Raw genomic sequence first — 12,266 nt, 5'->3', positions numbered from 1 at the left:
AGGAGTTGTCGCATCAATGAAAGTAGTTGTGCAGCGCTGCAAGGAAGCGCGGGTCGAGGTTGACGGAAAGACCGCAGGGGAGATCGGCGAGGGCCTGATGCTCCTGGTCGGAGTGACCCATGAGGACACGGAGAATGACGCCAAGTACCTTGCGGGCAAGATCGCAGGGCTGCGGATCTTCGAGGATGAAGCGGGAAAAATGAATCATAGCGTCAGTGAGACGGGCGGAGCAATTCTATCGGTGTCGCAGTTTACATTGTACGGCGACTGCCGCAAAGGGCGGAGGCCGAACTTTATGGCTGCGGCTGCTCCTGCGGAAGCGGAGCGGCTCTATGACTATTTTAACCGGGAGCTTGAGGCGCTCGGATTGAAGGTCGAAACAGGCGTTTTTGGCGCGATGATGGATGTATCCCTGATCAATTGGGGACCGGTTACGCTGATTCTGGACAGCAAGGGATAGCCAAGGCTGATATTTGACAGTCAGTAGACGGCTTGCAATTCTAATAACGGATGGCTCAGGAGCTTTTGTAAAGTCCCTGGGCCATCCGTTTTTGGTTGGATAGGACGGGTTCCGCCGGGGCAAACTTCACATGACGAAATATGATTCAAGAGGCCAAGGAGTGCTAAGAATGAGGCAGTCGCCGAAAGCCTGGGCCTGGAGAAGTCTGGTGGCTTTTCCGGCCGGAAGCCTTAAAGAAGCTTCCGTCAACGCTAAGGAATCCGAATGGCTCAGCAAGCATGTGCTGAAGGGAAGAAGCCGCAATTTGCTGCCGCGTTCATGACGGAAGGGGCCGCAAGAAGCGGCTTTTTTCGACAAATCGGGTTAGAAGGACGCCGATTCCGGGTAATAAAACAACGAGACTACAGTTGATAAGGCCAATTTCTAAAGCAAGCTCTGGCGATTAAGCGCCGTAGTTATTCCGGGAGGCTTCTCTCCGGAAGGGTGACTGGGTAACATTATGATTTTAAATTAGATTGAGGGAGGCGATAATTATGACTAGACGGATTCAGGCTTATTTCAGAACCGAAGACGAAGCGGAAGGAGCCAAGACGGCGCTGCTTTCGTTTGATGCGGACGGGCTGGACGTATGGGCGTTAACCGATCCGCTCAAGACAGACAATCGGCTGCTGCTTCCGCTGGTACCGACGAATAACTTGGCGGGGGGCGGTTCTACCTTTGGCGCCTTCGGTGCGGCTCCAGCGGCAGTGTCGGTGATTGCGGGTGACGTTGACGAAGGAAGAGCGCCGCTGAGTGGTGATGATTCCCTTGGTACGGATGATCTCCGTGCGGACCGGATGTACGCTGACGGGGATTTGGAGGGTCTGCATTATGTTATGGAAATTAAAGTGACGGACGAAGATTTCAACGGGGTGGTGCATACTCTCCGGAGTAAAAATGCCTTTGTCGAAATTTTTGATTAAAATTTAAGGAATAATGTCGGTATAAATGCTTCCTTTAATAGCCTTTTCCGCCTTCACAGGGAGGAGAGGGCTTAATAACACAAGAAAAATAAAACGCTTTCTTTTCTGTAATATAGAAGTAACATTGCATTCATGTTTGCTTAACATAGTGTGTTTATAATAAAGCCATGACCCCCTTTTTTATAATATATATCGTTGGACCTGCAGCAATCGGCTGCAGGTCATTTTTTTGCAGCGTGATGGGCAGTACAGCCAGCGGGCCGATGCAAATAAAAATTGCTGAATAAAGTCGATTCCTTTCCTTGACTTTAACGCAGTGGTTCAGTAGAATCTAACAATATACGGCTTAATATTGTTTTGATGACGGGACCCAGTAATTCGGCACCCACAACCCCAGAGAGGAATCCCACGTTTGATATTTACAGTGACTTTTGGAAGTCGGGCGTAAATATTTAACTTGGCTGCAAGGATTCTGTTGATGAGCGAATGAATGACCTCCCCGAGAACGCACGGTGAACAGCGGCGTATGCCGAATCAGTAGCCGCCCTTGCGCGTAGGCGGGCGTTAACCGCTTGGAGCGGACCGAAACTTTAAACTTTATGTTTCGGCCGGAATGTGGGTGGTACCACGGGTGATAATCGTTAGCGATAATCCCTCGTCCCTGTTGATGAACAGGGCGGGGGATTTTTTAATGGAAATTTCAAAATGGTCAAGGGCATTTTCAGGAGGGATCAGCTGTGGCTAAAGAGAGATTTGAGAAGCCGACCGGCACACAGGATTTGCTGCCCGGTGCGGTGGAAAGATGGCAGTTCGTTGAAGAGAAAGCCAGAGATTTATGCCGGCGCTTCAACTATCGTGAAATCCGGACCCCGATGTTCGAACATACGGAGCTGTTCGAAAGAGGCGTCGGCGAGACGACCGATATCGTGGAGGGCGAAATGTACACCTTTAAGGATAAGGGTGACCGGGATCTGGCGCTGCGTCCGGAAGGGACGGCCGGTGTCGTCCGCGCTTACGTACAGAACAAGCTGTACGGAGAGCCGGATGTCAGCAAGCTGTATTATATCGGCCCGATGTTCCGCTACGAGCGTCCGCAGGCGGGGAGATACCGCCAGTTTCACCAGTTCGGCGTGGAAGCATTCGGCGCGGTCGATCCGGCGATCGATGCGGAGGTTATTTCGCTCGGCTACCAATTCTGCAAGGACCTGGGTCTCAGCGGTGTTCGTGTCGAAATTAATTCCGTCGGCAACATTCCCAGCCGGGCAGCCTATCGCGAGAAGCTGCTAGGCTTCCTGCGCCCAATGAAGGACAGCCTGTGCAGCGACTGCCAGCGGCGTATGGAGCGGAATCCGCTGCGTGTGCTGGACTGTAAGGTTGATCAGGAGAAATTCGTAGATGCCCCGTCCATTTTGGATAGTCTTGATGAAGAGTGTACGGTACACTTCGCCAAGGTAAGGGCGCATCTGGAAGCTATGGGCGTCGAGTATGCCGTCAATACGCGCCTTGTACGCGGGCTCGATTATTATACGCATACGGCGTTCGAGTACAAGGCGGCCGGCATCGGCTCCATCGACACGGTCGGCGGCGGCGGGCGCTATAACGGCCTGGTTGCCGAAATTGGCGGACCGGACCAGCCGGGCATCGGCCTTGGCATTGGCCTTGAGCGTATTCACCTCATTCTGGAGAATCAGAAGGTGGAGCTTGGATCGTCCAAGCCGCTGGACGTATACCTCGTAGCGCTCGGTGAAGAGGCGGAAGCCGAGGTTACCAAGCAGCTGTTCATTCTGCGCAGCTTGGGCTTCTCTGCGGAGCGCGATTATCTGGGACGCAAAATGAAGGCCCAGATGAAATCCGCCGACCGCATGTCGGCGCGTTACACCGCGATTCTCGGCGAAGAGGAGCTGCAGCGCGGCGAGATTGCTCTGAAGTCGATGGCGACCGGAGAGCAGCGCACCGTTAAGCTGGAAGAGCTGGGACAATCTCTTATATAGAGCGGCAGTATTTACATTAGTCTGTAATCACAAACAGAGATTTTTAAATTGAAAGGGTATGATAAAGCATGCAAAGAAGCCATAATTGCGGCCAGTTAACAACAGAACAAATCGGAGAGAAGGTTACGCTTAACGGCTGGGTGCAGACCCGCCGCGACCTTGGAGGCGTACTGTTCATCGACCTTCGCGACCGCAGCGGAGTTGTGCAGATCGTCTTCAATCCCGATTATTCCGGCGAAGCGCTGCAAATTGCCGACAAGACTCGAAGCGAGTATGTTATCGCCGTTACCGGTCAAGTAGTCAAGCGCGATCCGGAAACCGTAAACCCTAACCTTCCAACAGGCGAAATTGAAGTGCGCATTACCGAAATCGAAGTGCTGAATGCCGCCAAGACCCCTCCGTTCTTCATTGAAGACGGCGTGGAGGTAGATGAGTCGCTGCGCCTGAAGTACCGCTATCTTGATCTGCGCCGTCCGGAAATGCAGAAGACGCTGCTGCTCCGCTCGAAAGCGGCCAAGATTTTCCGCGATTTCCTTGACGGAGAAGGCTTCATCGACGTAGAAACGCCGATTCTGACCAAGAGCTCGCCGGAAGGCGCACGCGACTATCTCGTGCCCAGCCGGGTGCATGAAGGTGAATTCTTCGCCCTGCCGCAGTCGCCGCAGATTTACAAGCAGCTCCTGATGGTTGGCGGCGTGGAGCGCTACTACCAAATCGCCCGTTGTTTCCGCGACGAGGACCTGCGCGCCGACCGGCAGCCGGAGTTTACGCAGGTGGACATCGAGACCTCGTTCCTGGCCCAGGACGACCTGCTGGCCATGATGGAGCGCCTGATGCAGCGCCTGTTCAAAGAGACGGTCGGCGTAGATCTCGCCCTGCCGTTCCAGCGTCTGACTTACGCCGAGGCCATGGGCAAATACGGTTCCGACAAGCCGGATCTGCGCTTCGGTCTGGAACTGATTGAAATGAACGATATCGTCGCAGGCAGCGGCGTTAAGGTATTCGCCTCCGTTATCGAAAAGGGCGGAGAAGTGAAATGCTTGAATGCCAAGGGATGCGGTACTTGGACCCGTAAGGAAATCGACGATCTCGGCCCTTATGCGGCCCGCTACGGTGCGAAAGGCCTCGCCTGGATTCAAGTGAAGGAAGGCGAATTCCGCGGTCCGATCGTGAAGTTCTTTACCGAAGAAGAGATTGCAGCCGTTAAAGAACGCACCGGAGCCGAGGAAGGCGACCTGCTGCTCTTCTCTGCTGATAACAAGAAGGTCGTTGCCGACGTCCTGGGCGCACTCCGTCTCAGAATTGGACGCCAGCTCGGGCTGATCGATGACAGTGTGTATAAGTTCGCCTGGGTGACCGACTTCCCGCTGCTTGGCTATGACGAGGAACAGAAGCGTTATGTGGCAGAGCATCATCCGTTCACCCGTCCGCGCGAAGAAGACGTGGCCCTGTTCGATACCGATCCCGGCGCGATCCGCGCACAGGCTTATGATATCGTGCTGAACGGCTACGAAGTCGGCGGCGGCTCGATGCGGATTTATAAGCGTGATGTGCAGGAGAAGATGTTCGACGCGCTCTCACTTTCCAAAGAAGAAGTGCAGGACAAATTCGGCTATCTGCTCGACGCGTTCGAGTATGGCACGCCTCCTCACGGCGGCATCGCCTTCGGCTTCGACCGGCTTGTTATGCTGCTGGCCGGACGCAACAACCTGCGCGAAACGATCGCCTTCCCGAAAACGGCCAGTGCGACCGATCTGCTGATGGACGCTCCGTCCCCGGTTAAAGACTCGCAGCTGGACGAGCTGCATATCAGAGTGGCTATCAAGGAAAAAGCCAAGAAATAGGAGGCTGACATCATGCTGCATCAGTTCTCGCGTACCGAACTTGCTATCGGACCCGAGGGTCTGGAAGTTATGAAAAACAGCACGGTAGCCGTGCTCGGCATCGGCGGCGTCGGCTCCATCGCGGTGGAGGCTCTGGCCCGCACGGGCGTCGGGCGCATCATTCTGATTGATAAGGACGCTGTCGATATCACCAACATCAACCGCCAGATTCATGCGCTCACCACGACGGTTGGGCAGAAAAAGGCGGATCTGATGGTGGAGCGGGTCAAGCTGATCAATCCGGAATGCGAAGCGATAGCGCTCAACATGTTTTATACCGAAGAAACATACGAGGAACTGTTCAAATATAAGCCGGACTACGTTCTCGATGCATCGGACACGATTCATTATAAAATTCATCTGATCAAGGAATGTCTCGCCCGCAAAATCCCGATGATTTCGAGCATGGGCGCGGCCAATAAGATGGACCCGACCAAATTCCAGGTCGCCGACATCTCCAAGACAACGATGGACCCGATTGCCCGTGTCATTCGTCAGAGACTGCGCAAGGACGGCATTAAGAAAGGCGTTAAGGTCGTGTTCTCAACCGAGGAGCCGATGAAGCCCCGTCAGGATGTGACGGATAAGATTGTCCCCGAGAACGCGCCCGAGATCCGGAAAGCGAAGCAGCCGCCGGCGAGCAACGCGTTCGTGCCGCCGGTGGCGGGGCTGATCATGGTCAGCGTCGCCGTTCGCGAGCTGCTGGAGGCCGGTGGGGTCAAAATTTAAGAGTTAAAATAAAACCAAGCAAGGGCGAGTGCCGAAATACGGCAGCTCGCTCTTTTTGCTGAAGATAGATAAGGTATAGCGTTTGCTCCACACCTGTGCTACAATAAGAATCCTTTTTGTGCGAACATGGCGGCGGGGCTGTAGGCTCCTTCCAGCCGGTTTTGCCTTACATGGATGGGGACAAGGCTTTTCCCCAATACTACTTTTAGGAGGTAACTGAAATTGGAGGACAACTTTCAAAGTGCCTATCAAGAGGAACAAGAGAGGCTGAACACGGCGCTCGCGGAGATTGACCGGCAGCTGGAAACGCTAAAGAACACACCGGTGTACACAGGCAATGATTACACAGAGCAGATTCTGGAGGATTCGAGGGAACAAAGACGCGGAAATCTGGCCAAACTGCGGCAGGAGCCCTATTTCGGACGGCTGGACTTTGAGGAAAGCAGCGATGGGGAGCGCAAGGCGCTATATATCGGCAAAATCGGCGTAGACCGCGAGCAGGTCAGCGACCGTCCGCTTGTCATTGATTGGCGAGCGCCGGTGGCGAGCCTGTTCTATTCGTTTACCGGGGGCACGGAGTCTGCTTCCTACGAATCACCGGAAGGCGTTATTGAAGGGCTTGTCTATCTCAAGCGCAACGTCGTGATCCGAAAACGGATTCTGGAACGGGTGGCGGACACTTATGATCGCGAGAGCGACGGCCCGGCGGTATCGGATGAATTTCTGGTCTACCGCTTGGGAGAGACCAAGGATAACCGGCTGAGGGACATCGTATCGACCATCCAGGAGGAGCAGGACCGCATTATCCGGGCGGCAAAAAACACGGCGCTCATCATCCAGGGCGTGGCAGGCAGCGGTAAGACGACAGTCGCGCTGCACCGGCTCGCTTTTTTGCTGTACCAATACAAAGAGCAGGTGTCGGCGGAGCGGATGATTATTTTTGCCCCGAACCGGATGTTTCTGGACTATATATCCGATGTATTGCCAGAGCTTGGAGTCGGTAACATTCAGCAGAGCACTTTTGCCGATTGGGCGGGAGACTTGCTCGGTTTGGAGCTTACGCAGGGTGACGCCATGGAGACGCTGAACCGCTGGTTCGAGGCGCCGGGCGGCATGCCGGAAATCACGGATGAGACTCCGGGACGCTTCAAGGGCGCGACGAAGCTGATGGCTATTATCGAAGACGCGGTGCGGCGGCTGGAATCGGGCTCGGTTCCCGAGGGAGATTTCTCCCCGTGGGAGGGAGCCGTTCTGCCGCGCAGAACGATTCTCCGGTGGCATAATGAAGAATACGCTCCGTATCCGCCCGCCAAGCGAAAGGAACGGGTAATGGCCCGGATTCACCGCTGGATTGAGATGGAGTTGAAAAAAAGCCCTTCCGCTGCAGCGCTCAAAGACCGGAAGAAAAAAGGAGCGCAGCGTGAGAAGGCATACGGGGCGAAATGGCCCAAATACGATCCGCTGACGATTTACAAGCAAATCTTCCGCGCCGTGAAGACGCCTGCGGATTGGCCGGCTGAAGCGCCCGAAGCCATTCCGGCGGCTGTGCTGAAGGAGACGCGCGCTCAGCTTAAGAAGGGTGTAGTGCTGGAGGAGGATTTGCCGCCGCTGCTCTACATTCATTATCTGCTGAACGGGGACGAGGGCGTGCAGAAATTCGATCATATCGTCATTGACGAGGCGCAGGATTTCTCGCCGTTCCAGATTGCAGTGCTTGATCTGTATGTGCGCGGCCACTCTTTTACCATACTGGGTGATTTGTCGCAGGGAATTCATGCCTATAAAGGGGTACATGACTGGAAAGAAATGCAGTCTCTGTTCGCGCCGGAGCACACGTCCTACCATGCGCTGACGCGCAGCTACCGGTCCACTATGGAAATTATTGATTTCGCTAATGGAATTCTGTCGGCAGGTGTACATAGCGAACTGCTTGCCGTTCCGGTATTCCGCAGCGGCAGCCCTGTCCGGCTGATTCAGTACGGCGAGGAGCGGGAGGCCGACATCCAGACTGCGCTCGCGGATCTGTCGGGGAGGGATTACCGGACGGTAGCGGTCTTGACCCGGACATTGGCGGATGCGGCGCATCTGTATGAGGTCCTGTCGGAGCATTTTGACGATATCCATCTGATCGACGGAGGGATCACGGAATACCAAGGCGGGCTCTCAGTGCTGCCGCTTTATTTGTCCAAGGGACTGGAGTTCGACGCCGTTATCGTTGCGGATGCCGACCTGGACTCCTACGGGGAGACGGCCTGGGACGCGAAGCTGCTGTATGTGGGCTCTACCCGGGCGCTGCATGAGCTGTGGCTTATGCATAACGGCAGGCTGCCAGGCTACTTGCGCCAAGCGGCGGAGGCTGTGGAGACGGCTCCCGGATGGCCGGATGTCCCGGCTTAAAGCCCATTAAAGCTGCCTGTTGATTATGGTGCAATCCTGACAGTAGGCACTCATCGGCGTCCTCGGAAAGTTCGGCGCAGATCCTGAACCCACTTGTCCGGAATTTCCCAAGGGATGAAGTGTCCTCCCTGCTCGTGAGCGGAAATGTTGACGTGGTTGTACCAAGGAGCGCGATCGCTGTCGAGAAAGTTTTGAACGCGATTGTCGGTCGTAATCCCCGGTGGATTTTCATAGCCCACGAAGGTAATACCGGTTGGCGCTTCAATGACAGGCCAGCGATCATGAGCGGGCGTCCATGGATAGCGGTTGTTGTTCGCATAGACGCGCATGGAGGTTTCGATGGCGTTATTGACCCAGAAGATTGTTGCATGTGTAAGGATGTCGTCTTTCGAAAAGACATTCTCGACGTTGCCGTTATTGTCACTCCATCTTGCCCATCGTTCCAAAATCCATGCGAGCATTCCTACCGGCGAGTCGCTCAAACCGTAGGCAAGTGTGCTTGGATCAAGAACATGCACGGCGAGATGCGATGCAAAACGATGATCAAACTTTAAAATCTGCGCCCGGATTTCCTCAGGGATGTTGTCAGGAATCGGACGACCTCCAGAGAAATCCCAAGCGCGATCACCGTTAAAAAAGCTTAGCTTTAGGGCAGATCCGATATGAATAGCGTAGAGCTCATCGCTATATTTGTGCCCTAGTTGACCGGTCACAAGAGCGCCTACATCGCATCCCGCTGCCGCGTATTTTTCATAGCCGAGAATATCAGTCATGAGTGTATGCCAGAGATCGGCGATTTTCCAAAAGTTCATATCCGGGTGGTTTGGCAGCGGCGCCGAAAATCCGAAGCCGGGAAGTGAGGGCACGATTACGTCGAAGGCTTCAGCCGGATCGCCTCCGAATGCTCCAGGGTCCGCTAGCGGATCAATGACTTTGGACCAATGCCAGAATGTCCAGGGCCAGCCATGGGACAGAATCAATGGTATAGGACTCGGGCCGATACCCGGTTTACGCATAAAATGCACGGAAACTCCGTCTACATTGACTTTATAGTGTTCGTAGGCGTTGATCGCATGCTCAGATTTGCGCCAGTCAAACTTGTTTATCCAGTAGTCGACCAGTCCCTCAAGATAGTTCCGATTAACGCCGTAATACCAGTCCTCATTACCGGCATCAAGAGGCCATCTAGTGGACTTCAGACGAATTTGAAGATCAGCAAGCAACTCATCCGATACGTGGATCGGAGTCGGTTCAAGCGGGAAAGGAGCTGTTGTCATAAATATTCCTCCTTGAACGAATGGAATGTACTAACTGGTTGATGATGCCAAGTTTTTTCTCTGTTCACTTCCTTGTGTCGTTCGTTTCGTTCATTACCCGGGTATGAGCAACGGAACTGCAGTGCGACTGAGACTACGAATCGTTTCCCAGTTCGACCAGACGCCTCAATGCGGGTATTGCGGATGAAATTGTCCGTTTTTCCTCCAGAGTGAGCCCTTCAATGAATTTCGAGAGCTGCGCCATGCGATCCAAACGACGCGAATCAATAACATTTGCGCCAAGTACGGTAATATGCACTTGAACCACTCGGCCATCATTCGGATCTGGCCGGCGCTCGACGAGTCCGTCCCGTTCAAGCCGGGTCACCAACTGTGTGATTGCCGACTGCGTAACCTGCTCAGTGGCTGTCAACTCAGTCAGCCGCATGGGGCTCTTGCGAGACAATGTGTGCAGGACAGATAGCGTAGTAAAGCTTAGTTTTTCAATTGATGGCAACCGAATGAGTATCCTCGTCAAGTCTTCGATCACCATGGTGAAATCAGCGACATTGAGGTCAGTAGTAGGAGTTTTAGGCTTCATGACAAAATTATATCATTAATTTATATAAGTTACTAATGTAAATTGGTATCATTTAGATTCTCCAATATTCATACTTGTTTATGCTAAAGGGTAATTAAAAGAGTGGCACCAATAATCTGTTAATCTGAGGAGTGATTTAAAATGGCAGGCAGCCAGAACAACAACATGAGCCGCGATACAGCGGGGCGTAGGAGTGACGTGGCCCGTTCCCAAAATCATGACAAGGATTTCTATCAGGAAATTGGCAGAAGAGGCAGCAGGGCCGCTACCGACAGGTATGACAGCGAGCTTTTCCCGGAGATGGACTTTGAAGACGAAGAATCCCGCAGAGGCGATTAACACGGGATTTGGCAGGCAGGAATGAAGCTCTATGTTAGCATTAACGGCAAATCAGCTCACCGTCGGCCGCCGAAAGCGGCTGGCGGTTTTTTGCTGTAAAGGCGTTTTTTCGTTCGTGAAGCATACCTTGGCCGCTATGAAGAGATATAGTATCGTGCAGTTATGCTCTCTAACATATGAAGTGGTATGATAGAGTTATACAGCTTACAGCAAGGAGTGTAAATATGGATTTGTTCTCTTTCGGGGAGGAGACCGGAGACGGCCGTCTGCTGGCGGACCGCATGCGTCCGGAGACTCTTGATGAATATATAGGTCAGGAGCATATTGTGGGAAAAGGAAAGCTGCTGCGCCGGGCGATTGAAGCCGATCAGGTCTCATCCATTCTGCTGTACGGGCCTCCGGGCTGCGGAAAAACGACGCTCGCCCACATTATCTCCCATCAAACGAAGGGAGAGTTCGTGCGGCTGAACGCCGTGGAGGCGACGGTCAAGGATGTGAGGGAAGTCATCGAACGGGCGCAGAACGCCAAAGCGCTGTACGGCACGAAGACGATCCTGTTTCTGGACGAGGTGCACCGATTCAACAGCTCCCGCCAGGATGCGCTCCTTCCGGCGGTTGAGAAGGGCACGATTATTTTTATCGGTGCGACTACAGAGAATCCGTTCCATTATGTGAACGGCGCCTTGATGAGCCGGTCCACGCTGTTCCAACTGGAGCCGCTGAACAAGGCGCACAGCCTGGCCGCGATGCGCCGGGCGCTGGAGGACCAGGAGAAAGGTCTCGGCTTTATCGACCTTCAGGTGGACGAGGCTGCGCTGGAGCATATCGCGGCGATGGCGAACGGCGACATCCGCCGGGCACTGAACGCGCTGGAGCTGGCCGCGCTGACGACGCCGCCAGGCAGCAGCGGCAGCGTACATATTACCCTGGAGGTGGCGGAGGACTCTATCCGCCGTCCAACAGTCAAAGCGGACGAATCCACGCAGTACGACGTGCTGTCCGCCTTTCACAAAAGCATCCGCGGCTCCAGCGACGCTGCGCTGTTCTGGTTCCTCTACGCTGTAGAGAAGCTCGGGATGGACCCGATTGTGTTCATCCGCCGCCTGATCGCCGCAGCAAGCGAGGATATCGGGCTGGCGAACCCGCAGGCGATGGTGCAGGCGGTCAGCGCGCTGGAAGCCTACCGCAACAACGGCTGGCCGGAGGCGAAGCTCAATATCGCCCAGGCGATTCTGTTCGCTGTCGAGAGCCCGAAGTCCAACGCCGTGTACATGGCGATTTCCAGAGCGATGTCAGCGATCGGCGAGCTGAAGTCTGCCGAAGTCCCGCTGCACTTGCGGGATACGCATTATAAGGGCTCAGCACAGCTGGGGCATGGCGGATACAAATATCCGCATGATTTTCCCGGCCATTACGTAAAGCAGGAGTACCTGCCGGGGGCGATCTCGCGCCGGGTCTTTTACCAGGCGACCGAGCAGGGCAACGAAGTGAAGATCCTCCATAACCAGGCGCTGCGGCGGGAACAGTGAGAAGCGTCCGATAGCCAGATTATAAGGCGGAAAAAAGAGCCCTTGCCGGCGCGCTGCTAAGCACGCTCAGACAAAGGCTCTTGATTTATAAAGGCTTCCCCCGGCGAAGCTCATTGCTT

General features: G+C 54.3%; 11 protein-coding genes. 9 read left to right on the top strand and 2 right to left on the bottom strand.

Going from position 1 to position 12,266, the window contains the following annotated elements; translation table 11 throughout:
• Positions 1–16 precede the first annotated feature (16 nt).
• The 7 genes from dtd to PDUR_RS19715 all read left to right on the top strand — a co-directional run bounded on the left by dtd (position 17) and on the right by PDUR_RS19715 (position 8,422).
• Positions 17–460 carry a D-aminoacyl-tRNA deacylase gene (gene dtd / locus PDUR_RS19740; RefSeq protein ID WP_042207840.1) on the top strand — a complete coding sequence of 148 codons (444 nt, stop codon included), beginning with the start codon at positions 17–19 and terminating at the stop codon, positions 458–460.
• Between the two features lie 169 nt (positions 461–629).
• The gene (locus tag PDUR_RS28895; RefSeq protein ID WP_156130528.1) at positions 630–782 is read left to right on the top strand and encodes a hypothetical protein; all 153 of its coding nucleotides are present in this window, start codon (positions 630–632) and stop codon (positions 780–782) included.
• Positions 783–993: 211 nt separating this feature from the next.
• A complete protein-coding gene (locus PDUR_RS19735; RefSeq protein WP_042207839.1) occupies positions 994–1,422 on the top strand; it encodes a hypothetical protein in 429 nt (142 codons plus the stop codon).
• Positions 1,423–2,159: 737 nt separating this feature from the next.
• Positions 2,160–3,413 carry a histidine--tRNA ligase gene (gene hisS / locus PDUR_RS19730; RefSeq protein ID WP_042207838.1) on the top strand — a complete coding sequence of 418 codons (1,254 nt, stop codon included), beginning with the start codon at positions 2,160–2,162 and terminating at the stop codon, positions 3,411–3,413.
• A gap of 68 nt (positions 3,414–3,481) precedes the next feature.
• Positions 3,482–5,257, top strand: coding sequence for an aspartate--tRNA ligase (aspS, locus tag PDUR_RS19725; RefSeq protein WP_042207837.1), 1,776 nt, complete (start codon positions 3,482–3,484; stop codon positions 5,255–5,257).
• Between the two features lie 12 nt (positions 5,258–5,269).
• Positions 5,270–6,025, top strand: coding sequence for a tRNA threonylcarbamoyladenosine dehydratase (locus PDUR_RS19720; protein ID WP_042207836.1), 756 nt, complete (start codon positions 5,270–5,272; stop codon positions 6,023–6,025).
• Positions 6,026–6,247: 222 nt separating this feature from the next.
• Positions 6,248–8,422: a HelD family protein gene (locus PDUR_RS19715; protein WP_042207834.1), complete on the top strand. Its 2,175-nt coding sequence runs from the start codon at positions 6,248–6,250 to the stop codon at positions 8,420–8,422.
• A 50-nt stretch (positions 8,423–8,472) separates the two neighbouring features.
• Here PDUR_RS19715 and PDUR_RS19710 read toward each other — a convergent pair whose 3' ends face one another.
• Complete coding sequence (locus PDUR_RS19710; protein ID WP_042207833.1) at positions 8,473–9,699, bottom strand: epoxide hydrolase family protein; 1,227 nt, start codon at positions 9,697–9,699, stop codon at positions 8,473–8,475.
• A gap of 133 nt (positions 9,700–9,832) precedes the next feature.
• Complete coding sequence (locus PDUR_RS19705) at positions 9,833–10,231, bottom strand: MarR family winged helix-turn-helix transcriptional regulator (RefSeq protein ID WP_156130746.1); 399 nt, start codon at positions 10,229–10,231, stop codon at positions 9,833–9,835.
• A 189-nt stretch (positions 10,232–10,420) separates the two neighbouring features.
• Here PDUR_RS19705 and PDUR_RS19700 point away from each other — a divergent pair, with 189 nt between their 5' ends.
• Both PDUR_RS19700 and PDUR_RS19695 read left to right on the top strand, forming a co-directional pair.
• Positions 10,421–10,618 carry a hypothetical protein gene (locus PDUR_RS19700; RefSeq protein WP_042207831.1) on the top strand — a complete coding sequence of 66 codons (198 nt, stop codon included), beginning with the start codon at positions 10,421–10,423 and terminating at the stop codon, positions 10,616–10,618.
• Positions 10,619–10,842: 224 nt separating this feature from the next.
• The gene (locus tag PDUR_RS19695; protein ID WP_042207830.1) at positions 10,843–12,147 is read left to right on the top strand and encodes a replication-associated recombination protein A; all 1,305 of its coding nucleotides are present in this window, start codon (positions 10,843–10,845) and stop codon (positions 12,145–12,147) included.
• Positions 12,148–12,266: the final 119 nt, after the last annotated feature.

The organism is Paenibacillus durus, assembly GCF_000756615.1.
Lineage (GTDB): Bacteria > Bacillota > Bacilli > Paenibacillales > Paenibacillaceae > Paenibacillus_AQ > Paenibacillus_AQ durus.
This window is presented reverse-complemented; position numbering and strand designations above follow the sequence as displayed.

What these genes read in the sequence shown, in the direction of transcription:
- dtd (WP_042207840.1), top strand. Translation starts at nt 17, where the DNA reads ATGAAAGTAGTTGTGCAGCGCTGCAAGGAAGCGCGGGTCGAGGTTGAC.
- PDUR_RS28895 (WP_156130528.1), top strand. Translation starts at nt 630, where the DNA reads ATGAGGCAGTCGCCGAAAGCCTGGGCCTGGAGAAGTCTGGTGGCTTTT.
- PDUR_RS19735 (WP_042207839.1), top strand. Translation starts at nt 994, where the DNA reads ATGACTAGACGGATTCAGGCTTATTTCAGAACCGAAGACGAAGCGGAA.
- aspS (WP_042207837.1), top strand. Translation starts at nt 3,482, where the DNA reads ATGCAAAGAAGCCATAATTGCGGCCAGTTAACAACAGAACAAATCGGA.
- PDUR_RS19720 (WP_042207836.1), top strand. Translation starts at nt 5,270, where the DNA reads ATGCTGCATCAGTTCTCGCGTACCGAACTTGCTATCGGACCCGAGGGT.
- PDUR_RS19710 (WP_042207833.1), bottom strand. Translation starts at nt 9,699, where the DNA reads ATGACAACAGCTCCTTTCCCGCTTGAACCGACTCCGATCCACGTATCG.
- PDUR_RS19705 (WP_156130746.1), bottom strand. Translation starts at nt 10,231, where the DNA reads ATGGTGATCGAAGACTTGACGAGGATACTCATTCGGTTGCCATCAATT.
- PDUR_RS19700 (WP_042207831.1), top strand. Translation starts at nt 10,421, where the DNA reads ATGGCAGGCAGCCAGAACAACAACATGAGCCGCGATACAGCGGGGCGT.
- PDUR_RS19695 (WP_042207830.1), top strand. Translation starts at nt 10,843, where the DNA reads ATGGATTTGTTCTCTTTCGGGGAGGAGACCGGAGACGGCCGTCTGCTG.